Genomic DNA, 24,709 nt, shown 5'->3' with positions numbered 1-24,709 from the left:
GCATTTCCAACATCTGCCCATAAGTCTCTTTCAGCCAGTGAAGACTCTTTCTGTGATGGACGAAAACATTGTACTTCTCCCTCGCAACGATTTCTTTATATTTGTTTAATGCGGTTTAATACCGTTTCTTTACCTAGTAGTTCAATACTTTGCGGAAGTTCTGGGCCATGCGTTTGTCCTGTGACAGCCACACGAATTGGCATGAATAGTTTCTTGCCTTTATGCCCTGTTTCTTTTTGTACCGCTTTAATAGCAGCCTTGATTTCATCAGGTGTGAAAGATTCAAGTCGTTCAAGCTGACCAGCAAAAGATGCCATGACTTCTGGTACTTGCTCCTCTGCTAGAACTTCCTTTGCCTCTTGATTATACTCAATTTGCTCCTTAAAGAACAACTCTGTTAACTCAACAATTTCTGCTCCATAGCTTAATTGTTCGTGATACAGAGCAATCAGCTTGCGCACCCACGTGTTTTCTTCATCTGATAGCTGCTCACTTACCTTGCCTGCCTTTTGAAGATGCGGAAGTGTTAACGCAACAACTTGATCAAGATCAAGTGCTTTCACGTATTGGTTATTCACCCATTTTAGTTTATGCATATCGAATAGAGCTGGTGACTTAGAAAGTCGGTTTACATCGAAAATGTCGATGAATTGCTCTTTTGTAAACAGTTCTTCTTCGCCCACTGGAGACCATCCAAGTAGTGCAATGAAGTTGAACAGGGCTTCTGGTAAATAGCCCAAGTTTTTATATTGCTCGATGAATTGAATAATGGATTCATCACGCTTGCTTAATTTCTTGCGGTTCTCGTTCACAATCAGCGTCATATGTCCGAATAGCGGAACATCCCAGCCAAATGCATTGAAGATCATGATTTGTTTAGGCGTATTCGAAATGTGATCCTCTCCGCGGAGAATGTGAGTCATTTTCATCAAATAATCATCCACTGCTACAGCGAAGTTATAAGTTGGCGTACCATCTTTCTTCACAATGACAAAGTCACCGATGCCGTCTGTCTCAAATGAAATATCGCCTTTGACCATGTCGTCAAATTTGATGATTTCTCCTTTTGGCACTCGGAAGCGGATGCTTGGCTCTCTTCCTTCAGCAATCAGCTTGTCCTCTTCTTCTTTTGATAAATGACTGCATTTACCAGAATATCGAGGCATTTCACTGCGGGCGATTTGTGCTTCACGCTCTTCCTCTAGCTCTTCAGCCGTACAATAGCACTTATACGCCAAGTCCTTCTCTAGCAGCTCGTCATAATACTTTTTATAAATATCATTACGCTCTGATTGTCTGTAAGGGCCGTAGCCGCCATCTTTATCAATGCTCTCATCCCACTCAATACCGAGCCATTGCAGGTGGCGAAGCTGGCTTTCTTCTCCGCCTTCTACATTACGCTTTTGATCTGTATCTTCAATTCGAATAATAAATTTGCCGCCTTGACTGCGTGCGAACAAATAGTTGAAAAGAGCCGTTCTAGCATTCCCAATATGTAAATGACCAGTTGGACTCGGTGCATAACGAACACGCACTTCATTTCCCATGAGTTTAACTTCCTTTCATCTGCATCATGTTGTCTGACACCAATTTTTTATAAACGTATTTTATCATCAAATCTCATTCTCATCAAAATGAGTTTTACTTTTTCTGAAGAAGCACCGTTGCCTGAGAGGCAATTCCTTCGCCTCTTCCTGTAAATCCGAGTTTCTCTGTCGTTGTTGCTTTCACATTCACCTGTGTGACATCTGCCTCAAGCGCTTCAGCAATCTTCTCACACATTGGTTGAATGTAAGGTGCCATTTTGGGCTTTTGCGCCATGATGGTGCAATCAATATTCACAAGTGTGTAGCCTTTTTCCTTTACTAGTGCCCACACATGCTGCAGTAATTTAAAAGAATCCGCATCCTTAAACTCAGGATCTGTGTCTGGGAAATGTCTGCCGATATCTCCTTCAGCAATCGCACCTAGGCAGGCATCTGCCACTGTGTGAAGCAGTACATCAGCGTCTGAATGCCCAAGCAGCCCCTTTTCATAAGGGATGGTGACCCCGCCGATAATCAAAGGTCTCCCCTCTGTTAATTGATGTACATCAAAGCCTTGTCCTATTCTCAACATGATCTAGTACCCTCTTTCCGCATCCATAATTGCCTTGGCAACCAATAAATCATCCGGTGTCGTCAGCTTAATATTGGTGTAATCTCCTTGGACAATATACACGTTTTCACCATGTAATTGTTCCACAAGACTGGCGTCGTCTGTTCCAAGGAAACCGGTCCGCTCTGCATATTCATGCGCCTCTTTTAAAATAGAATGACGAAAAGCTTGTGGGGTCTGGACTGCCCACAAGCTCTGACGTTCAATGGTTTGTTCCACTTTGCCTTCTTGAACGCGTTTGATTGTGTCTTTCACTGGTACCGCTACAACTGCGGAGCCTTTTTCAATCGCTGCTTTAACGAGCAAGTCAATCTGTGTATGCTTAATAAAAGGCCTTGCCCCATCATGAACAAGCACGATGTCCGCATCTTTCACAGCCTTTAATCCTTCGTATACACTTTGCTGACGTTCTTCACCGCCAGTTACAAGTGAAACAGGCGTTTGAAAAGCGTGTACCTTGAGTAGCCTTTCAAAGTCTTGACGCTCCTCTTCATTGATCGCTAGGATCATGCGTTTGCATTGCGAATGAGCGTCAAATACCTTTAGTGTATGAATAATGACCGGCATTCTTTTCAGCTCAATAAAAAGCTTATTGCGGCCGGCCTTCATTCGTTTCCCCTGCCCCGCAGCCGGAATAACTACTTCATAATACATGTTCGTTCTCCCTTTAGAGCGCCTTCTCCAGAAGTTTTGGCTTCGCAAAAATCATTCTTCCAGCAGCAGTCTGCAGCACACTTGTGACGAGCACATCGATGTCTTTTCCAATGTAATTGCGTCCTTCTTCGACCACAATCATCGTACCGTCATCTAAGTAAGCAACACCTTGGTTATGCTCTTTCCCATCTTTAATGACCTGTACCTTCATTTCTTCCCCAGGCAGCACAACCGGTTTCACCGCATTGGCTAGATCATTGATGTTTAACACTGCTACTTTTTGAAGTTCGCATACTTTATTTAAATTAAAATCATTTGTCACAACAACACCTGAAGTTAATTTAGCGAGCTTCACAAGCTTGCTATCAACCTCTTGAATGTCTTCAAAGTCACCTTCGTAAATTTCAACTTTGATATCTAATTCTTTTTGAATACGATTTAAAATATCAAGACCTCTTCGGCCTCTATTTCTCTTTAATACATCAGAAGAGTCTGCAATATGCTGTAATTCCTCAAGCACAAATTGAGGAATGACCATGACACCTTCTAAGAATCCAGTTTGACAAATATCTGCGATTCTTCCATCAATGATAACACTTGTGTCTAAAATTTTCAGCTTTTTATCTTCTATTTCAGGTTCATCATCGGCTGCTCCTTTTTTCTTGGTGACCTTTGCAGATCGCGAGAACAGCCCCATCATTTCATCCTTCTTTTTAAACCCTACCTGAAATCCAAGGTATCCTAAAAAGAAAGCCAGGAAAATCGGAATAATAGTACCAAAAATATGATATGGGATATTGTTTAGCGGGATCACGTTTACAATAAGATATGCTAGAATAAGTCCAAATACTAATCCGAAACTTCCAGAAATAAGATCAGGAAGAGGCGCCTTTAATAGAGAATCCTCGATCCATTTCACCCAATTAACCACATAGCCTGTGCACCATTTACCGATGATAAAGAACACAGCGGCTCCTATTAGTGCTGAAGAGTAAGCATTTGTTATAAAAGGTATGTCCTTTACATTTAACAGCAGAAATAACTCTGGAATGATAAAAATCCCTACAACTGCACCAAAAATGATAAAAAACGCCTGAACGATTCTTTTTAACATACCTTCACCTCCTTTATTTTTCATCTGTCAATCCACCCTCACCTGACATTGATATATGTTTAAGTTTCCTATCATGATCAATAGAAAACAAAAGCATCATTAATATACCCATATTCATCCATTTTTAACCGTGTTTAGAGAAAATTTCTCTTCTTACAGCTGTCGGTCGATATAATGTTTTTCTTGCAGCCTCTTTAATCCTTTTTTTATCTTTTTCGCTCTTACTTCTCCAATTCCTTCTACTTCATCCAAATCTTGTACATCCGCTTCCATAATTCGATCTAACACACCGAACGCTTCAACCACGTTTTCGACGATTGGCATAGGCAATCTAGGGATTTTGTGAAGCAATCTATAGCCTCTTGTGTACACATATTCGTCAATATTTGTAGAAACTGGATAGCCAAGTAACTTGTACAGAATGGAGTCATCTAAAAGCTCAAAGCTAGACATATCTTGGAGCTGTTTAAGCAGAACATACGGATCTTTAATTTTTTCTTTCACGTAATCTTTAATAAATAAAGCCGCTTCCTGCTCCATATCTGTAATCAATTCATTGACTTGCAGACGGATCAAATGTCCTTCTGTTCCGAGCTCTTTGATATACATATTGATTTCATTTTTGATTCTAAGCACCATCTCGTAACGATGCAGCACGGATAATACATCACCAAAGGTCACAAGCTCTTCAAATTCTAGGGCGCTTAGCGCAGAAATGGCGTGATCTAAAATGGTTTTATATTTCTCAAGTGTTTGTATGGCTTGGTTGGCCTTCGTTAAAATAAAACCAATATCTTTCAGCGTGTAACGACGATTCCCTTGGTATAAGGTAATGACATTCCTCCGTTCAGAAATCGCAATGATTAAGCAACCTGTCTGCTTCGCTACACGTTCAGCAGTACGGTGTCTCATGCCCGTTTCCGATGAATGGATGGTTGCATCTGGCATGAGCTGTGTATTCGCATACAAGATCTTTTGACCAGAATCGCTTAAAATAATGGCCCCATCCATTTTCGCCAATTCATATAAGTGTGCTGGAGAGAAGGCAGAATTAATGTGAAATCCTCCATCGACAACACTCTTTACTTTGTCGTTATAACCAACAACAATAAGCCCGCCAGTATTGGCTCTCAGGACATTTTCGATCCCAGCCCGAAGAGGTGTCCCTGGTGCCACAAACTGTACGATATCTAAGAGATCGAGTTCTTTCGCTCCTTTTTTCTCTTTTTCCATTTCTATGATCCCCCTAGTGAAATTCGAAGTGCCTCCGCTACATTTTCTACACCGACTAACTCAATCCCTCTCGGCTTTTTCCATCCATCTATATTCGCCTGAGGAATAAACATTCGCTTAAATCCTAGTTTCGCAGCTTCCTGCACACGCTGTTCAATTCTTGATACTCTTCTGACTTCTCCCGTCAGACCGACCTCTCCAATAAAGCAATCCGCTTGATGCGGCGCTGCGTCTTTAAAGCTCGATGCAATGCTGACCGCAATGGCCAAGTCAATTGCTGGTTCGTCAAGCTTCACACCGCCTGCGACCTTTAAATACGCATCCTGGTTTTGCAGCAGTAGTCCAACACGTTTTTCTAAAACCGCCATGAGTAGTGACACTCGATTATGATCAAGACCAGTGGCCATTCTACGCGGATTTCCGAAGCTTGTCGGTGAAATTAATGCTTGTATCTCGACAAGAACAGGTCTTGTTCCTTCCATTGAGGCAACAACACACGAACCAGATACACCTGCCGAACGTTCTTCTAAGAAAATTTCGGATGGGTTTAATACTTCCGTGAGCCCTTCCTCTCTCATTTCAAAAATCCCTAGTTCATTCGTCGAACCAAATCGGTTTTTCACTGCACGCAAGATACGAAACGTATGGTGACGCTCGCCTTCAAAATAAAGAACCGTGTCCACCATATGCTCTAAAAGGCGTGGACCTGCGATCGAGCCTTCTTTGGTCACGTGACCAACGATAAATATTGGAATACCATTTGTCTTGGCAATCTTCATCAGCTGTGCTGTACATTCTCTCACTTGAGATACAGACCCAGGAGCTGACGTAATATCGCTTTGATAAACGGTTTGAATCGAATCCACCACGACAAAAGCGGGTTTCATCTCTTGTATAGCAGACGTTATATACTCCATATCGGTTTCAGCCAAAACATGTAAAGAGGTGCTTTTTATGCCAAGGCGGTCCGCTCTTAGCTTCGTTTGTTTAATGGACTCCTCACCAGATATGTATAATACATTCTGATTTTTGTCTGAGAGCTGTGCTGATACTTGTAATAATAATGTGGACTTCCCAATCCCAGGATCTCCGCCAATGAGAACAAGAGAGCCTTTGACAATTCCACTTCCTAATACTCGGTTAAATTCTTCTAAATTCGTTTTGATTCGGGGTTCATCAGATGTTTCAATTGCAGATATAGGTGAAGGTTTTTGAATGGTTTGAACAGAATGATTAAAAGCACTTCGACGGTTTGCCGGCTCTTTGCGAACGACCTCTTCTGTCATACTGTTCCACGTGCCGCAGCCTGGACATTTCCCCATCCATTTGGCTGACTCATAACCGCACGATTGGCATATAAATTTTGATTTTGTCTTAGCCATAGATTGAAGAATACAACTCCTTATACTGGTCAGAAAATAAGTAAAGGGAGGCATACACCTGACTGGTATGCCTCACACTTTTTTCTTACTATATTAGTTCGTAGCAGCCGTCGTTTTTACGACAATTTCTCCATCTTCCACATCTAATACGATATGTTGACCTTTTTCAATATTACCCTTCAGAAGCTCCTCAGAAAGTCGATCCTCCACATGCTTTTGAATCGCTCTTCTTAACGGACGCGCACCGTACTCAAGGTCTACACCTTCGTCGGCAATCTTCGCTTTTGCTGCTTCTGTCAATTCAATTGAAAGGTCTTGTTCTTTTAATCGTTTCGTCAATTGATCAGACATGAGAGAAACGATCTCTTTTAAATGTTTCTTTTCAAGTGAATGGAAGACAATGATTTCATCAATACGGTTGATGAATTCTGGTCTAAACGCACGTTTCAACTCGCCCATCACTTTGCCTTTCATATCTTTGTAATTTTGACCTTCATCCTGCACGTTAAAGCCAACATATTTATTTCGCTTCAGTTCACTAGCTCCAACGTTGGATGTCATGATCAAAATCGTATTTCTAAAGTCAACGGTACGCCCTTTAGAATCAGTCAGACGACCATCCTCTAACACTTGCAGTAAGATGTTGAATACATCTGGATGCGCCTTTTCAATCTCGTCTAAAAGCACAACAGAATAAGGTTTTCTTCTCACTTTTTCAGTCAGTTGTCCGCCTTCTTCATAGCCAACATACCCTGGAGGTGACCCAACAAGTCTAGATGTAGAGTGTTTCTCCATGTATTCAGACATATCGATACGGATCATCGCTTCTTCATCACCGAAAATAGACTCTGCGAGTGCTCTTGCAAGCTCCGTTTTACCAACCCCTGTTGGGCCTAAGAAGATAAATGAGCCGATTGGACGTTTTGGATCTTTTAGACCAGCACGCGCACGTCTCACAGCTTTTGCTACAGCGACAACCGCTTCATCCTGCCCGATTACACGAGAATGGAGTAATTGTTCCATATTCAGAAGCTTATCTGTTTCTGTTTGGGCAATTTTTGAAACAGGCACTCCCGTCCAGCTAGAGACAACCATTGCGATATCATCAACTGATACCTCTGAATTCTCCTGTCCTTGCTTTTCTTTCCAAGATTTCTTGGTGACTTCTACTTTTTCACGCAAACGCTGCTCTGTATCGCGAAGAGAAGCTGCTTTTTCAAATTCTTGACTTTGAACAGCCGCATCCTTTTCCTTGCGTACTTCATCTAGCTTTTGCTCTAGTTCTTTTAGGTTAGGCGGTGTTGTGAAAGAACGCAAACGGACTTTCGAACCTGCCTCATCAATTAAATCAATCGCCTTATCTGGAAGGAAACGATCAGAAATATAACGGTCAGACAGCTTCACCGCCGCCTCAATCGCTTCATCTGTGATGGACACACGGTGATGTGCCTCATAACGATCTCTAAGACCTCTTAAGATTTGAATACTTTCATCAACAGATGGCTGATCTACTTGAATTGGCTGGAAACGTCGTTCAAGCGCAGCATCCTTTTCAATATATTTACGGTACTCATCTAACGTTGTCGCCCCGATACATTGAAGCTCTCCACGTGCTAAGGATGGTTTGAGAATGTTAGATGCGTCAATCGCACCCTCTGCTCCACCAGCACCAATCAGTGTATGAAGCTCATCAATGAAGAGAATGATATTTCCTGCCTGACGAATTTCGTCCATGACTTTTTTCAAACGATCCTCAAATTCACCACGATATTTCGTACCCGCTACAACGGTTCCCATATCAAGTGTCATCACTCGTTTATCGCGCAGGATTTCAGGCACTTCATTATGAATAATTTGCTGTGCAAGACCTTCAGCGATGGCTGTTTTACCAACACCAGGCTCACCAATTAGCACAGGGTTATTTTTTGTTCTTCTGCTTAGTACCTCAATGACACGCTGAATTTCTTTGCTTCGTCCAATGACTGGGTCCAAGCTGTCTTCTTTCGCAATAGCTGTTAAATCTCTTGCCAAGCTATCTAATGTTGGTGTATTTGCATTGCTATTAGAACCAGCGGCAGATGCACCTGTTTCATTGCTGCCAAGCAGCTGCAGGACTTGCTGACGTGCTTTATTTAAGCTCACTCCGAGGTTATTTAAAACGCGGGCAGCTACACCCTCTCCCTCGCGAATAAGACCTAATAGAATATGTTCTGTCCCTACATAGGAATGACCTAGCTTTCTTGCTTCATCCATTGAAAGCTCCGTGACCTTCTTCGCTCTAGGCGTATAATGAGGAATAGCTTGAGACACCTCTTGCCCTCTTCCAATCAAGCTTTCGACTTCTTTTTGGATTTTATCTGAAACAAGGCCCAGTGCTTCTAACGCTTTTGCGGCGATGCCCTCACCCTCACGTACTAGACCAAGTAAAATGTGTTCAGTACCAATGTTCTTATGGCCTAGGCGAATGGCTTCTTCTTGTGCAAGTGCTAATACCTTTTGAGCTCTTTCAGTGAATCTTCCAAACATCATATCGTTTCATCCTCCTGTCCATTCCTATGCATTTCTAAACGCAGCCTTTCTCTAATAATCGCTGCTCGTTTTATATCTCGTTCATTTGGCTCCAAAGCTCCTCCAGAATATTGTTGAAGAAAGCCAGGCTGTGTCAAAATCATGAGTTCATTCAGTATATTACTTGAAAGCCCCTTAATGATACCTAAATCAATTCCAAGGCGCACATCTGACAAACACTTAGCTGTTTCCTTTGATTCAATCATGCGACAATTGGACAAAATCCCTAACGAACGGTACACTCTGTCCTCAAGTTCAATTTTAGATGTTTGATATAACGCTTTTCTTGCAGATCGCTCTTGTTCAATGAGCTGAGCGGTCACACTATTTAAATCATCTACAATATCCTCTTCTGATTGACCAAGTGTCATTTGATTTGAAATTTGAAAGATGTTCCCTATTGCTTCGCTGCCTTCACCATAAATTCCTCTGACGACAAGACCTAATTGATTAATCGCCGGAATTATTCGGTTCATTTGTCTTGTGAGGGCTAAAGCTGGTAAATGCATCATGACCGAAGCCCTAATACCTGTACCTACATTGGTTGGACAGCTTGTTAAGTATCCTCGTTTTTCAGAAAACGCATAATCCACTTGCTCTTCAATCCAGTCATCTACCTGGTTAGCCGCTTTCAGTGCATTGGCTAGTTGGAATCCTGGGAATAAGCATTGGATCCGAATATGGTCTTCTTCATTCAGCATCACACTGATTTCTTCATTTTCAGAAAGCAAACAACCACCAAATCTTGATTCTGCTAAGTTTGGGCTGATCAAATGCTTTTCAACAAGTACTCTCTTTGCTAAAGGCTGCGTTTCATTCATTCGAATCAGAACAAAGTTTCCGATGTCCTTCACTTCCTGGCTAGCAAACTTTTGCTCGAATTGCTTGAGAACAGCTTCAGCCTCTTCCTGAGAAAACTGAGTTGGGAAACGAACATGCTCTAGGTTTCGTGCTAGCCTGATTCGACTGCTTAGAACAATGTCACTTTCTGGTCCTTTTTGTTTCATCCATTGACTTAAAGCGTCTTGAATAAAATGCTGGAGCGACATGTTGTTAATCTCCCTCCCTCTGCTGAGATTGCTCATGCTCTAATGCACGAATTTGATCTCGAACTTCCGCTGCTTTTTCAAACTCTTCTTGTTCAATTAACTGCTTCAGTTCTTGCTGCATCAACTCAAGTTTCCGGCGCACATGAAGACTGCCGGCAATCCGTTTAGGCACTTTTCCATGATGGACTGTATTTCCACTATGGACTTTCCTTAAAACAGGGTTCAGATACTGATCAAATGAACGGTAGCATTCTGCACAGCCAAAACGGCCTGTTTTTCTGAATTGTTGAAAGGTTAAGCCACACTTAGGACATTGATCCACTTCTCTTGCTTCTTGAAAAATAGATGATCCCTTATTCGCACTTGTGGTAAAGCTAGGATCAATATTCAATAAACCCGATAATAAGTTGTGAATCGAGAAACCTTGGTTTCCACTCATAGCATATGAATCACTGTTTTCTTTTGCACATTGTTCACATATGTGCATTTCCTGTTTTTCTCCATTTATAACTTTCGTAAAGTGAAAAGTGGCTGGTCTCTCATTGCATTCTTGACAAATCAATCTTTTCACCCGCTTTACTTTAATTTCAAAGCATTTAACATCGCTATCATCATCCGAGCCCTCAATTCATCCCGTTCAGGTAAATCAATGTGCAAAACAGAACGGTCCATGACACTGATCATCATCTTTGCTTCTCTTTCAGATAAAATGTTATTTTCGACAAGACGCATGATGATATGATCAGAGGCAGCCTGTGATAAACGATGATATATTTGGGAAATAATGTTGTTCAATAAGTCGACTTCATCATTCATTTTGACTTTAATGATGCGGATATAGCCACCGCCGCCACGCTTACTTTCAACGATATAGCCTCTCTCGCTCGTAAAGCGTGTATTGATAACATAGTTAATTTGTGAAGGTACGCATTGAAACTTATCTGCAATTTCATTGCGCTTAATTTCTAATATTTCTCGACCATTCTGATCCAAGACTTCTTTCAAATACTGCTCGATGATATCAGAAATATTTTGTGCCACTCCGCCTCCTCCTCCATTGACTTTGACTATATTTGACTTTAATCTTACTATAAATTTTTTCGGTCGATTTTTCAAGATAATCGCTCAACTAAGAATATTATTTCCACATTTATATGGTGTCAAACCTCTCAAAAACACAAAAAAGACCAGTTCCGTATGGAACTGATCCTTAGAAAAGCTTGGCGGCGTCCTACTCTCACAGGGGGAGACCCCCAACTACCATCGGCGCTGAAGAGCTTAACTTCCGTGTTCGGTATGGGAACGGGTGTGACCTCTTCGCTATCGCCACCAAACCTGATGGAGAGAATGTTCTCTCAAAACTAGATAACAATGTTCAAGCTTCACATTAGAATATAGGTTAAGTCCTCGATCTATTAGTATCTGTCAGCTCCACGTGTCACCACGCTTCCACCTCAGACCTATCAACCTGATCATCTTTCAGGGATCTTACTTCCTTGCGGAATGGGAAATCTCATCTTGAGGGGGGCTTCATGCTTAGATGCTTTCAGCACTTATCCCGTCCGCACATAGCTACCCAGCGATGCCCTTGGCAGAACAACTGGTACACCAGCGGTGCGTCCATCCCGGTCCTCTCGTACTAAGGACAGCTCCTCTCAAATTTCCTGCGCCCGCGACGGATAGGGACCGAACTGTCTCACGACGTTCTGAACCCAGCTCGCGTACCGCTTTAATGGGCGAACAGCCCAACCCTTGGGACCGACTACAGCCCCAGGATGCGATGAGCCGACATCGAGGTGCCAAACCTCCCCGTCGATGTGGACTCTTGGGGGAGATAAGCCTGTTATCCCCGGGGTAGCTTTTATCCGTTGAGCGATGGCCCTTCCATGCGGAACCACCGGATCACTAAGCCCGACTTTCGTCCCTGCTCGACTTGTAGGTCTCGCAGTCAAGCTCCCTTGTGCCTTTACACTCTGCGAATGATTTCCAACCATTCTGAGGGAACCTTTGGGCGCCTCCGTTACATTTTAGGAGGCGACCGCCCCAGTCAAACTGCCCACCTGACACTGTCTCCCTGCCCGATAAGGGCAGCGGGTTAGAAGGTCAATACAGCCAGGGTAGTATCCCACCGATGCCTCCACCGAAGCTAGCGCTCCGGTTTCCAAGGCTCCTACCTATCCTGTACAAGCTGTACCAACATTCAATATCAGGCTGCAGTAAAGCTCCACGGGGTCTTTCCGTCCTGTCGCGGGTAACCTGCATCTTCACAGGTACTATAATTTCACCGAGTCTCTCGTTGAGACAGTGCCCAGATCGTTGCGCCTTTCGTGCGGGTCGGAACTTACCCGACAAGGAATTTCGCTACCTTAGGACCGTTATAGTTACGGCCGCCGTTTACTGGGGCTTCAATTCGCACCTTCGCTTACGCTAAGCGCTCCTCTTAACCTTCCAGCACCGGGCAGGCGTCAGCCCCTATACTTCGCCTTACGGCTTCGCAGAGACCTGTGTTTTTGCTAAACAGTCGCCTGGGCCTATTCACTGCGGCTTCTCGGGGCTTTAACACCCTAAGAAGCACCCCTTCTCCCGAAGTTACGGGGTCATTTTGCCGAGTTCCTTAACGAGAGTTCTCTCGATCACCTTAGGATTCTCTCCTCGCCTACCTGTGTCGGTTTGCGGTACGGGCACCTCTCACCTCGCTAGAGGCTTTTCTTGGCAGTGTGGAATCAGGAACTTCGCTACTAAATTTCGCTCGCCATCACAGCTCAGCCTTTACGGGAAACGGATTTGCCTATTTCCCAGCCTAACTGCTTGGACGCGGATATCCAATACCGCGCTTACCCTATCCTCCTGCGTCCCCCCATTGCTCAAATGGTGAGGAGGTGGTACAGGAATATCAACCTGTTGTCCATCGCCTACGCCTTTCGGCCTCGGCTTAGGTCCCGACTAACCCTGAGCGGACGAGCCTTCCTCAGGAAACCTTAGGCATTCGGTGGACGGGATTCTCACCCGTCTTTCGCTACTCATACCGGCATTCTCACTTCTAAGCGCTCCACCAGTCCTTCCGGTCTGACTTCACAGCACTTAGAACGCTCTCCTACCACTGTTCGTAAGAACAGTCCGCAGCTTCGGTGATACGTTTAGCCCCGGTACATTTTCGGCGCAGAGTCACTCGACCAGTGAGCTATTACGCACTCTTTAAATGGTGGCTGCTTCTAAGCCAACATCCTGGTTGTCTAAGCAACTCCACATCCTTTTCCACTTAACGTATACTTTGGGACCTTAGCTGGCGGTCTGGGCTGTTTCCCTTTCGACTACGGATCTTATCACTCGCAGTCTGACTCCCAAGGATAAGTCATCGGCATTCGGAGTTTGACTGAATTCGGTAACCCGGTAGGGGCCCCTAGTCCAATCAGTGCTCTACCTCCGAGACTCTTACCTTGAGGCTAGCCCTAAAGCTATTTCGGAGAGAACCAGCTATCTCCAGGTTCGATTGGCATTTCACCCCTACCCACACCTCATCCCCGCACTTTTCAACGTGCGTGGGTTCGGGCCTCCATTCAGTGTTACCTGAACTTCACCCTGGACATGGGTAGATCACCTGGTTTCGGGTCTACGACCACGTACTCATGCGCCCTATTCAGACTCGCTTTCGCTGCGGCTCCGCATCTTCTGCTTAACCTTGCACGGGATCGTAACTCGCCGGTTCATTCTACAAAAGGCACGCCATCACCCTTTAACGGGCTCTGACTACTTGTAGGCACACGGTTTCAGGATCTATTTCACTCCCCTTCCGGGGTGCTTTTCACCTTTCCCTCACGGTACTGGTTCACTATCGGTCACTAGGGAGTATTTAGCCTTGGGAGATGGTCCTCCCGGATTCCGACGGAATTTCACGTGTTCCGCCGTACTCAGGATCCACTCTGGAGAGAACAACATTTCAGTTACAGGGCTGTTACCTTCTTTGGCGGGCCTTTCCAGACCTCTTCGCTTATATCGTTCCTTTGTAACTCCGTATAGAGTGTCCTACAACCCCAAGAGGCAAGCCTCTTGGTTTGGGCTGTTCCCGTTTCGCTCGCCGCTACTCAGGGAATCGCATTTGCTTTCTCTTCCTCCGGGTACTTAGATGTTTCAGTTCCCCGGGTATGCCTTCTCATACTCTATGTATTCAAGTATGGATACTACTCCATTACGAGCAGTGGGTTTCCCCATTCGGAAATCTCCGGATCAAAGCTTGCTTACAGCTCCCCGAAGCATATCGGTGTTCGTCCCGTCCTTCATCGGCTCCTAGTGCCAAGGCATCCACCGTGCGCCCTTTCTAACTTAACCATTTCTTACTTTAGAAAGAATCACTATGTGTGATGAACTTTGCATTGCATTCAATGTGAATGTATTACTTATTGTTATCTAGTTTTCAAAGAACAATCCTGTCTCGCTAGAGACATGTCTTGAAGGAATGATCCTTCAAAACTAAACAAGACGAAAACGCACACTGCTCCATATATCCTTAGAAAGGAGGTGATCCAGCCGCACCTTCCGATACGGCTACCTTGTTACGACTTCACCCCAATCATCTGTCCCACCTTCGGCGGCTGGCTCCATAAAGGTTACCTCACCGACTTCGGGTGTTACAAACTCTCGTGGTGTGACGGGCGGTGTGTACAAGGCCCGGGAACGTATTCACCGCGGCATGCTGATCCGCGATTACTAGCGATTCCAGCTTCACGCAGTCGAGTTGCAGACTGCGATCCGAACTGAGAACAGATTTATGGGATTGGCTAAACCTTGCGGTCTCGCAGCCCTTTGTTCTGTCCATTGTAGCACGTGTGTAGCCCAGGTCATAAGGGGCATGATGATTTGACGTCATCCCCACCTTCCTCCGGTTTGTCACCGGCAGTCACCTTAGAGTGCCCAACTAAATGCTGGCAACTAAGATCAAGGGTTGCGCTCGTTGCGGGACTTAACCCAACATCTCACGACACGAGCTGACGACAACCATGCACCACCTGTCACTCTGTCCCCGAAGGGAAAGCCCTATCTCTAGGGTTGTCAGAGGATGTCAAGACCTGGTAAGGTTCTTCGCGTTGCTTCGAATTAAACCACATGCTCCACCGCTTGTGCGGGCCCCCGTCAATTCCTTTGAGTTTCAGTCTTGCGACCGTACTCCCCAGGCGGAGTGCTTAATGCGTTAGCTGCAGCACTAAGGGGCGGAAACCCCCTAACACTTAGCACTCATCGTTTACGGCGTGGACTACCAGGGTATCTAATCCTGTTCGCTCCCCACGCTTTCGCTCCTCAGCGTCAGTTACAGACCAGAGAGTCGCCTTCGCCACTGGTGTTCCTCCACATCTCTACGCATTTCACCGCTACACGTGGAATTCCACTCTCCTCTTCTGCACTCAAGTTTCCCAGTTTCCAATGACCCTCCCCGGTTGAGCCGGGGGCTTTCACATCAGACTTAAGAAACCGCCTGCGAGCCCTTTACGCCCAATAATTCCGGACAACGCTTGCCACCTACGTATTACCGCGGCTGCTGGCACGTAGTTAGCCGTGGCTTTCTGGTTAGGTACCGTCAAGGTGCGAGCAGTTACTCTCGCACTTGTTCTTCCCTAACAACAGAGCTTTACGATCCGAAAACCTTCATCACTCACGCGGCGTTGCTCCGTCAGACTTTCGTCCATTGCGGAAGATTCCCTACTGCTGCCTCCCGTAGGAGTCTGGGCCGTGTCTCAGTCCCAGTGTGGCCGATCACCCTCTCAGGTCGGCTACGCATCGTCGCCTTGGTGAGCCATTACCCCACCAACTAGCTAATGCGCCGCGGGTCCATCTGTAAGTGACAGCCGAAACCGTCTTTCATCCTTGAACCATGCGGTTCAAGGAACTATCCGGTATTAGCTCCGGTTTCCCGGAGTTATCCCAGTCTTACAGGCAGGTTACCCACGTGTTACTCACCCGTCCGCCGCTAACATCCGGGAGCAAGCTCCCTTCTGTTCGCTCGACTTGCATGTATTAGGCACGCCGCCAGCGTTCGTCCTGAGCCAGGATCAAACTCTCCGAAAATGTACAAAACCGAAGTTTTGTTTTTCGTCAGCGTTTGACTGACTACCTATGATATAACATAGGATTTTTTTATAAAACTCGAATTAACAGGTACGTTTTGTCTTGTTTAGTTTTCAAAGATCATATTGGTGGAGCCTAGCGGGATCGAACCGCTGACCTCCTGCGTGCAAGGCAGGCGCTCTCCCAGCTGAGCTAAGGCCCCATAAAAGATGGTCGGGAAGACAGGATTCGAACCTGCGACCCCTTGGTCCCAAACCAAGTGCTCTACCAAGCTGAGCTACTTCCCGATCTTAATGGCGCGCCCGAGAGGAGTCGAACCCCTAACCTTTTGATCCGTAGTCAAACGCTCTATCCAATTGAGCTACGGGCGCTTATTGTATAATGCCGAGGGCCGGACTTGAACCGGCACGGTAGTCACCTACCGCAGGATTTTAAGTCCTGTGTGTCTGCCAATTCCACCACCCCGGCGTGGATGGTATAAGCGGAAGACGGGATTCGAACCCGCGACCCCCACCTTGGCAAGGTGGTGTTCTACCACTGAACTACTTCCGCATTACAGGATTTCTTTATTTTATTTGGCTATGCGGGTGAAGGGACTTGAACCCCCACGTCATAAAGACACTAGATCCTAAGTCTAGCGCGTCTGCCAATTCCGCCACACCCGCATGAAAATGGTGAGCCATGAAGGACTCGAACCTTCGACCCTCTGATTAAAAGTCAGATGCTCTACCAACTGAGCTAATGGCTCGCTTTAAAAGCGACTTGTCTATCTTACCATATGAAAGTGGTGCCGGCAAGAGGACTTGAACCCCCAACCTACTGATTACAAGTCAGTTGCTCTACCAGTTGAGCTACACCGGCTTTATCTATCCCAACATTATGTAAGAATAAATATGGTGGAGGATGACGGGCTCGAACCGCCGACCCTCTGCTTGTAAGGCAGATGCTCTCCCAGCTGAGCTAATCCTCCATATTGTGTTGTCATTTCGAATGTCTCTCGATCCGACAAGTAGTATTATATAATGATAAGATATTGTTTGTAAAGACTTTTTTAAAATAATTTTCGAATTTATTTTAACGTTGTTTTTTTCATCTTTTCATTAAGGCACCTAAAGAAGTTTACCACTTGTCTCATCATTTTAAAAGTCTTTTTTTCATTTTTTTATGTTTTTTTGTTAAAAACCGCTCTAATAAAGCTTTATTGGTGTGAAATGACCCTTTTCATGCTTTTTATATGCTTGTTTTATTCAATATATCTTCTCATACAAATCATCTAGAGAAGGGGAATCTTTTATTATTTTATTTTTCTGAGAAATCATTTTCGTGTGAAAATATCCGTAAATGATGCTGTTCTTTACTATCTTCAATATTAAAGTGTTACTGGGGCAACAAGTTGTTTGTTGATTCTTTCTTGTTCTTACTTAGAGCGGGTGAAAAAATTAACTGAAGGTGCTATATGTTCTTTGGCAATACTCAGTTATCTAGTGTGTCTCTAAAAAGCCCTCTGTATCTGGATGCCAAAGAAAATTCTTATTGGCTGCTTTCTATGTTTTGATTTTCATCCTAAACGAATTGAACGACCGATCCACACAACAGCTCCGTCGTTCAATGAGAATACATGAAAGTGAGACGAACGGAAGGATTAATTGATCGATGAGGCTTACTACATCATCACTTCTCACTTTACAAAGTGATTTAATAGAAGTAATTTTTTCAAAAACACAAAAAAGACCAGTTCCTTATGGAACTGATCCTTAGAAAAGCTTGGCGGCGTCCTACTCTCACAGGGGGAGACCCCCAACTACCATCGGCGCTGAAGAGCTTAACTTCCGTGTTCGGTATGGGAACGGGTGTGACCTCTTCGCTATCGCCACCAAACCTGATGGAGAGAATGTTCTCTCAAAACTAGATAACAATGTTCAAGCTTCACATTAGAATATAGGTTAAGTCCTCGATCTATTAGTATCTGTCAGCTCCACGTGTCACCACGCTTCCACCTCAGACCTATCAACCTGATCATCTTTCAGGGATCTTACTTCCTTGCGGAATGGGAAATCTCATCTTGAGGGGGGCTTCATGCTTAGATGCTTTCAGCACTTATCCCGTCCGCACATAGCTACCCAGCGATGCCCTTGGCAGAACAACTGGTACACCAGCGGTGCGTCCATCCCGGTCCTCTCGTACTAAGGACAGCTCCTCTCAAATTTCCTGCGCCCGCGACGGATAGGGACCGAACTGTCTCACGACGTTCTGAACCCAGCTCGCGTACCGCTTTAATGGGCGAACAGCCCAACCCTTGGGACCGACTACAGCCCCAGGATGCGATGAGCCGACATCGAGGTGCCAAACCTCCCCGTCGATGTGGACTCTTGGGGGAGATAAGCCTGTTATCCCCGGGGTAGCTTTTATCCGTTGAGCGATGGCCCTTCCATGCGGAACCACCGGATCACTAAGCCCGACTTTCGTCCCTGCTCGACTTGTAGGTCTCGCAGTCAAGCTCCCTTGTGCCTTTACACTCTGCGAATGATTTCCAACCATTCTGAGGGAACCTTTGGGCGCCTCCGTTACATTTTAGGAGGCGACCGCCCCAGTCAAACTGCCCACCTGACACTGTCTCCCTGCCCGATAAGGGCAGCGGGTTAGAAGGTCAATACAGCCAGGGTAGTATCCCACCGATGCCTCCACCGAAGCTAGCGCTCCGGTTTCCAAGGCTCCTACCTATCCTGTACAAGCTGTACCAACATTCAATATCAGGCTGCAGTAAAGCTCCACGGGGTCTTTCCGTCCTGTCGCGGGTAACCTGCATCTTCACAGGTACTATAATTTCACCGAGTCTCTCGTTGAGACAGTGCCCAGATCGTTGCGCCTTTCGTGCGGGTCGGAACTTACCCGACAAGGAATTTCGCTACCTTAGGACCGTTATAGTTACGGCCGCCGTTTACTGGGGCTTCAATTCGCACCTTCGCTTACGCTAAGCGCTCCTCTTAACCTTCCAGCACCGGGCAGGCGTCAGCCCCTATACTTCGCCTTACGGCTTCGCAGAGACCTGTGTTTTTGCTAAACAGTCGCCTGGGCCTATTCACTGCGGCTTCTCGGGGCTTTAACACCCTAAGAAGCACCCCTTCTCCCGAAGTTACGGGGTCATTTTGCCGAGTTCCTTAACGAGAGTTCTCTCGATCACCTTAGGATTCTCTCCTCGCCTACCTGTGTCGGTTTGCGGTACGGGCACCTCTCACCTCGCTAGAGGCTTTTCTTGGCAGTGTGGAATCAGGAACTTCGCTACTAAATTTCGCTCGCCATCACAGCTCAGCCTTTACGGGAAACGGATTTGCCTATTTCCCAGCCTAACTGCTTGGACGCGGATATCCAATACCGCGCTTACCCTATCCTCCTGCGTCCCCCCATTGCTCAAATGGTGAGGAGGTGGTACAGGAATATCAACCTGTTGTCCATCGCCTACGCCTTTCGGCCTCGGCTTAGGTCCCGACTAACCCTGAGCGGACGAGCCTTCCTCAGGAAACCTTAGGCATTCGGTGGACGGGATTCTCACCCGTCTTTCGCTACTCATACCGGCATTCTCACTTCTAAGCGCTCCACCAGTCCTTCCGGTCTGACTTCACAGCACTTAGAACGCTCTCCTACCACTGTTCGTAAGAACAGTCCGCAGCTTCGGTGATACGTTTAGCCCCGGTACATTTTCGGCGCAGAGTCACTCGACCAGTGAGCTATTACGCACTCTTTAAATGGTGGCTGCTTCTAAGCCAACATCCTGGTTGTCTAAGCAACTCCACATCCTTTTCCACTTAACGTATACTTTGGGACCTTAGCTGGCGGTCTGGGCTGTTTCCCTTTCGACTACGGATCTTATCACTCGCAGTCTGACTCCCAAGGATAAGTCATCGGCATTCGGAGTTTGACTGAATTCGGTAACCCGGTAGGGGCCCCTAGTCCAATCAGTGCTCTACCTCCGAGACTCTTACCTTGAGGCTAGCCCTAAAGCTATTTCGGAGAGAACCAGCTATCTCCAGGTTCGATTGGCATTTCACCCCTACCCACACCTCATCCCCGCACTTTTCAACGTGCGTGGGTTCGGGCCTCCATTCAGTGTTACCTGAACTTCACCCTGGACATGGGTAGATCACCTGGTTTCGGGTCTACGACCACGTACTCATGCGCCCTATTCAGACTCGCTTTCGCTGCGGCTCCGCATCTTCTGCTTAACCTTGCACGGGATCGTAACTCGCCGGTTCATTCTACAAAAGGCACGCCATCACCCTTTAACGGGCTCTGACTACTTGTAGGCACACGGTTTCAGGATCTATTTCACTCCCCTTCCGGGGTGCTTTTCACCTTTCCCTCACGGTACTGGTTCACTATCGGTCACTAGGGAGTATTTAGCCTTGGGAGATGGTCCTCCCGGATTCCGACGGAATTTCACGTGTTCCGCCGTACTCAGGATCCACTCTGGAGAGAACAACATTTCAGTTACAGGGCTGTTACCTTCTTTGGCGGGCCTTTCCAGACCTCTTCGCTTATATCGTTCCTTTGTAACTCCGTATAGAGTGTCCTACAACCCCAAGAGGCAAGCCTCTTGGTTTGGGCTGTTCCCGTTTCGCTCGCCGCTACTCAGGGAATCGCATTTGCTTTCTCTTCCTCCGGGTACTTAGATGTTTCAGTTCCCCGGGTATGCCTTCTCATACTCTATGTATTCAAGTATGGATACTACTCCATTACGAGCAGTGGGTTTCCCCATTCGGAAATCTCCGGATCAAAGCTTGCTTACAGCTCCCCGAAGCATATCGGTGTTCGTCCCGTCCTTCATCGGCTCCTAGTGCCAAGGCATCCACCGTGCGCCCTTTCTAACTTAACCATTTCTTACTTTAGAAAGAATCACTATGTGTGATGAACTTTGCATTGCATTCAATGTGAATGTATTACTTATTGTTATCTAGTTTTCAAAGAACAATCCTGTCTCGCTAGAGACATGTCTTGAAGGAATGATCCTTCAAAACTAAACAAGACGAAAACGCACACTGCTCCATATATCCTTAGAAAGGAGGTGATCCAGCCGCACCTTCCGATACGGCTACCTTGTTACGACTTCACCCCAATCATCTGTCCCACCTTCGGCGGCTGGCTCCATAAAGGTTACCTCACCGACTTCGGGTGTTACAAACTCTCGTGGTGTGACGGGCGGTGTGTACAAGGCCCGGGAACGTATTCACCGCGGCATGCTGATCCGCGATTACTAGCGATTCCAGCTTCACGCAGTCGAGTTGCAGACTGCGATCCGAACTGAGAACAGATTTATGGGATTGGCTAAACCTTGCGGTCTCGCAGCCCTTTGTTCTGTCCATTGTAGCACGTGTGTAGCCCAGGTCATAAGGGGCATGATGATTTGACGTCATCCCCACCTTCCTCCGGTTTGTCACCGGCAGTCACCTTAGAGTGCCCAACTAAATGCTGGCAACTAAGATCAAGGGTTGCGCTCGTTGCGGGACTTAACCCAACATCTCACGACACGAGCTGACGACAACCATGCACCACCTGTCACTCTGTCCCCGAAGGGAAAGCCCTATCTCTAGGGTTGTCAGAGGATGTCAAGACCTGGTAAGGTTCTTCGCGTTGCTTCGAATTAAACCACATGCTCCACCGCTTGTGCGGGCCCCCGTCAATTCCTTTGAGTTTCAGTCTTGCGACCGTACTCCCCAGGCGGAGTGCTTAATGCGTTAGCTGCAGCACTAAGGGGCGGAAACCCCCTAACACTTAGCACTCATCGTTTACGGCGTGGACTACCAGGGTATCTAATCCTGTTCGCTCCCCACGCTTTCGCTCCTCAGCGTCAGTTACAGACCAGAGAGTCGCCTTCGCCACTGGTGTTCCTCCACATCTCTACGCATTTCACCGCTACACGTGGAATTCCACTCTCCTCTTCTGCACTCAAGTTTCCCAGTTTCCAATGACCCTCCCCGGTTGAGCCGGGGGCTTTCACATCAGACTTAAGAAACCGCCTGCGAGCCCTTTACGCCCAATAATTCCGGACAACGCTTGCCACCTACGTATTACCGCGGCTGCTGGCACGTAGTTAGCCGTGGCTTTCTGGTTAGGTACCGTCAAGGTGCGAGCAGTTACTCTCGCACTTGTTCTTCCCTAACAACAGAGCTTTACGATCCGAAAACCTTCATCACTCACGCGGCGTTGCTCCGTCAGACTTTCGTCCATTGCGGAAGATTCCCTACTGCTGCCTCCCGTAGGAGTCTGGGCCGTGTCTCAGTCCCAGTGTGGCCGATCACCCTCTCAGGTCGGCTACGCATCGTCGCCTTGGTGAGCCATTACCCCACCAACTAGCTAATGCGCCGCGGGTCCATCTGTAAGTGACAGCCGAAACCGTCTTTCATCCTTGAACCATGCGGTTCAAGGAACTATCCGGTATTAGCTCCGGTTTCCCGGAGTTATCCCAGTCTTACAGGCAGGTTACCCACGTGTTACTCACCCGTCCGCCGCTAACATCCGGGAGCAAGCTCCCTTCTGTTCGCTCGACTTGCATGTATTAGGCACGCCGCCAGCGTTCGTCCTGAGCCAGGATCAAACTCTCCGAAAAAGTACAAAACCGAAGTTTTGTTTTTCGTCAGCGTTTGACTGACTACCCATGATGTTTCATAGGATTTTTTTATAAAACTCGAATTAACAGGTACGTTTTGTCTTGTTTAGTTTTCAAAGATCATTTTCGTTATCGCTCGTAAGCGACTTTAATATCTTAACATTTCGTATTGGTTAAAGTCAAGAATTTTTTTCAATTTCTTTTTTTAACCTCGTTGCTGTTTTGCGGCAACGAATAATAATATACCATCTTGATTCTTTCCTTGCAATAGTTTTTTTAAAAAAAGTTTCATTTTATGAAAAATAAAAAGCGCCATAGTTAAAATGGCGCTTTAATTGATGTATTAGCGGTTTCTCATTTGTGGGAAAAGCAGTACATCTCTGATTGATGGAGAATTTGTTAATAGCATGATTAACCGGTCGATACCGATTCCTAGTCCGCCTGTTGGAGGCATACCGTATTCTAATGCTTCAACAAAATCGTCATCCATTAGATGCGCTTCGTCATTTCCTTCTTCACGTTCTTTTAATTGAGCTTCAAATCGTTCTCTTTGATCGATTGGATCGTTTAGCTCTGTGAATGCATTAGCATGTTCACGACGTACGATAAATAGCTCAAAGCGATCAGTGAAGCGAGGGTCTTCAGGATTTTTCTTAGCTAATGGAGAAATCTCCACTGGGTGTCCGTAAATAAATGTAGGCTGTACCAATGTTTCCTCAACTTTTTGCTCGAAGAACTCATTGATGATATGACCTACTGTCATGTTTTTCGTAATTTCAATTCCGTGATCAGCTGCATGCTGTTTCGCTTCTTCTACAGACATCTCCTGCCAGAAGTCTACACCAGTTGCTTCTTTGACCGCTTCAACCATATGGAGTCTCTTCCATTCAGGCTTGAGATCAATTTCATCTTCTCCATATTGAATCGTGGTTGTTCCTAGTACCTCTTCGGCAATATGAGCAATCAGGTTTTCAGTTAGGTTCATGATGTCTTTGTAATCTGCGTAAGCTTCGTACAGCTCGATCATAGTGAATTCTGGGTTATGACGAGTTGATACACCTTCGTTACGGAATACACGTCCAATCTCGTATACTTTCTCTAGGCCACCGACAATGAGGCGTTTTAAGTGCAGTTCAATCGCAATACGCATATAGAGCGGCATATCCAGTGCATTATGATGAGTAATGAAAGGACGTGCTGATGCACCACCAGGGATGCTGTGCATTGTTGGTGTTTCAACTTCTAGGTATCCTTTAGAATCTAAGTATCTTCTCATAGATTGAATGATCTTGCTTCGCATGATGAACGTCTGCTTACTTTCTGGATTTACAATCAGGTCAAGGTAACGCTGACGATAACGTTGTTCAACATCTTTAAGTCCATGATATTTATCAGGAAGCGGGCGAAGTGCTTTTGTGAGAACCTCAAAGCTAGTCGCTTTAATAGAAAGTTCTCCTACATTCGTTTTAAATACCGTTCCTGTTACACCGATAATATCGCCTAGGTCTGAGCTTTTGAATAATTCGTAAGCTTCTTCTCCTACACTATCTTTACGAACGTAGATTTGAATTTGTCCTTCTAAGTCTTGTATATGCGCAAAGCCAGCTTTCCCTTTTCCACGCTTTGTCATCATACGTCCAGCGATTGTCACTTGGGCAGACTTTTCTTCTAAGTCTTCTTTAGAAAACTCATCGTATTCAGCAATAATTTGTGCAGATTGATGAGAACGGTCATATCGTTCACCGAATGGATCGATACCCTCTTCTCTCATTTTATTCATTTTGTCACGTCTGACCTGGAATTGGTCATTTAATTCTTCGTTATTAAGCCCTTCATTACTCATTTATATCACTCCAATAATGTATTTTGCAGAGAAAAGCAGAAAAACTGCCAG

11 protein-coding genes, 9 tRNA genes, 6 rRNA genes and 1 other annotated feature (1 of these 27 only partly in view) are annotated in these 24,709 nt (G+C 45.8%); all 26 genes read right to left on the bottom strand.

What is annotated here, in order from left to right; translation table 11 throughout:
* Window positions 1–96, bottom strand: a binding site (T-box leader); it reaches 136 nt to the left of the window's first position.
* The 26 genes from gltX to lysS all read right to left on the bottom strand — a co-directional run bounded on the left by gltX (window position 96) and on the right by lysS (window position 24,658).
* A complete protein-coding gene (gene gltX, locus MKY83_RS00615; protein ID WP_044139661.1) occupies window positions 96–1,547 on the bottom strand; it encodes a glutamate--tRNA ligase in 1,452 nt (483 codons plus the stop codon). Its footprint overlaps the feature before it by 1 nt.
* Before the next feature lie 94 nt (window positions 1,548–1,641).
* Entirely contained in the window at window positions 1,642–2,118 is a 477-nt protein-coding gene (gene ispF / locus MKY83_RS00610; protein ID WP_003216928.1) for a 2-C-methyl-D-erythritol 2,4-cyclodiphosphate synthase, read from the bottom strand.
* 3 nt (window positions 2,119–2,121) lie between these two features.
* Window positions 2,122–2,811, bottom strand: a complete 690-nt coding sequence (gene ispD / locus MKY83_RS00605; protein WP_034665643.1) for a 2-C-methyl-D-erythritol 4-phosphate cytidylyltransferase — start codon at window positions 2,809–2,811, stop codon at window positions 2,122–2,124.
* 13 nt (window positions 2,812–2,824) lie between these two features.
* On the bottom strand, window positions 2,825–3,925 hold the full coding sequence (locus MKY83_RS00600) for a PIN/TRAM domain-containing protein (RefSeq protein WP_003217214.1): 1,101 nt from the start codon (window positions 3,923–3,925) through the stop codon (window positions 2,825–2,827).
* 153 nt (window positions 3,926–4,078) lie between these two features.
* Window positions 4,079–5,158, bottom strand: a complete 1,080-nt coding sequence (gene disA, locus MKY83_RS00595; protein WP_065097644.1) for a DNA integrity scanning diadenylate cyclase DisA — start codon at window positions 5,156–5,158, stop codon at window positions 4,079–4,081.
* A 2-nt stretch (window positions 5,159–5,160) separates the two neighbouring features.
* Complete coding sequence (radA, locus tag MKY83_RS00590; protein ID WP_034620767.1) at window positions 5,161–6,540, bottom strand: DNA repair protein RadA; 1,380 nt, start codon at window positions 6,538–6,540, stop codon at window positions 5,161–5,163.
* 93 nt (window positions 6,541–6,633) lie between these two features.
* The gene (clpC, locus tag MKY83_RS00585) at window positions 6,634–9,069 is read right to left on the bottom strand and encodes an ATP-dependent protease ATP-binding subunit ClpC (RefSeq protein ID WP_034665649.1); all 2,436 of its coding nucleotides are present in this window, start codon (window positions 9,067–9,069) and stop codon (window positions 6,634–6,636) included.
* On the bottom strand, window positions 9,066–10,157 hold the full coding sequence (locus MKY83_RS00580) for a protein arginine kinase (RefSeq protein ID WP_065097645.1): 1,092 nt from the start codon (window positions 10,155–10,157) through the stop codon (window positions 9,066–9,068). Before MKY83_RS00580 ends, clpC begins: the two co-directional genes overlap by 4 nt.
* 4 nt (window positions 10,158–10,161) lie before the next feature.
* On the bottom strand, window positions 10,162–10,719 hold the full coding sequence (locus MKY83_RS00575) for a UvrB/UvrC motif-containing protein (RefSeq protein ID WP_034620770.1): 558 nt from the start codon (window positions 10,717–10,719) through the stop codon (window positions 10,162–10,164).
* Between the two features lie 14 nt (window positions 10,720–10,733).
* Window positions 10,734–11,198 (bottom strand): CtsR family transcriptional regulator, encoded by a 465-nt coding sequence (locus MKY83_RS00570; RefSeq protein WP_060697832.1) that lies wholly within the window; start codon window positions 11,196–11,198, stop codon window positions 10,734–10,736.
* Between the two features lie 177 nt (window positions 11,199–11,375).
* Window positions 11,376–11,491: ribosomal RNA gene (gene rrf / locus MKY83_RS00565) — 5S ribosomal RNA — on the bottom strand.
* Between the two features lie 61 nt (window positions 11,492–11,552).
* Window positions 11,553–14,483: ribosomal RNA gene (locus MKY83_RS00560) — 23S ribosomal RNA — on the bottom strand.
* Window positions 14,484–14,665: 182 nt separating this feature from the next.
* Window positions 14,666–16,214 (bottom strand): 16S ribosomal RNA (locus MKY83_RS00555).
* A gap of 126 nt (window positions 16,215–16,340) precedes the next feature.
* A tRNA-Ala gene (locus tag MKY83_RS00550) sits at window positions 16,341–16,416 on the bottom strand.
* Between the two features lie 8 nt (window positions 16,417–16,424).
* Window positions 16,425–16,501: transfer RNA gene (locus tag MKY83_RS00545), tRNA-Pro, on the bottom strand.
* A gap of 7 nt (window positions 16,502–16,508) precedes the next feature.
* Window positions 16,509–16,585: transfer RNA gene (locus MKY83_RS00540), tRNA-Arg, on the bottom strand.
* An 11-nt stretch (window positions 16,586–16,596) separates the two neighbouring features.
* Window positions 16,597–16,682 (bottom strand) — tRNA-Leu (locus MKY83_RS00535).
* Between the two features lie 12 nt (window positions 16,683–16,694).
* Window positions 16,695–16,766 (bottom strand) — tRNA-Gly (locus MKY83_RS00530).
* A gap of 30 nt (window positions 16,767–16,796) precedes the next feature.
* Window positions 16,797–16,879 (bottom strand) — tRNA-Leu (locus MKY83_RS00525).
* Window positions 16,880–16,886: 7 nt separating this feature from the next.
* Window positions 16,887–16,962: transfer RNA gene (locus tag MKY83_RS00520), tRNA-Lys, on the bottom strand.
* A 37-nt stretch (window positions 16,963–16,999) separates the two neighbouring features.
* Window positions 17,000–17,075 (bottom strand) — tRNA-Thr (locus tag MKY83_RS00515).
* 33 nt (window positions 17,076–17,108) lie between these two features.
* Window positions 17,109–17,184, bottom strand: a tRNA-Val gene (locus tag MKY83_RS00510).
* Between the two features lie 792 nt (window positions 17,185–17,976).
* Window positions 17,977–18,092: ribosomal RNA gene (gene rrf, locus MKY83_RS00505) — 5S ribosomal RNA — on the bottom strand.
* 61 nt (window positions 18,093–18,153) lie between these two features.
* Window positions 18,154–21,084 (bottom strand): 23S ribosomal RNA (locus tag MKY83_RS00500).
* A gap of 182 nt (window positions 21,085–21,266) precedes the next feature.
* A 16S ribosomal RNA gene (locus MKY83_RS00495) occupies window positions 21,267–22,815 on the bottom strand.
* The 16S, 23S and 5S rRNA genes sit together here with 9 tRNA genes alongside, the layout of an rRNA operon.
* Window positions 22,816–23,158: 343 nt before the next feature.
* Entirely contained in the window at window positions 23,159–24,658 is a 1,500-nt protein-coding gene (gene lysS, locus MKY83_RS00490) for a lysine--tRNA ligase (protein ID WP_044140420.1), read from the bottom strand.
* Window positions 24,659–24,709 lie beyond the last annotated feature (51 nt).

It is taken from the genome of Bacillus sp. FSL M8-0266 (assembly GCF_038613425.1).
Classification (GTDB): Bacteria; Bacillota; Bacilli; order Bacillales; family Bacillaceae; genus Bacillus; species Bacillus pumilus.
The sequence above is the reverse complement of the archived record's forward strand: the minus strand, read 5'-3'. Positions and strand labels throughout refer to the sequence as shown.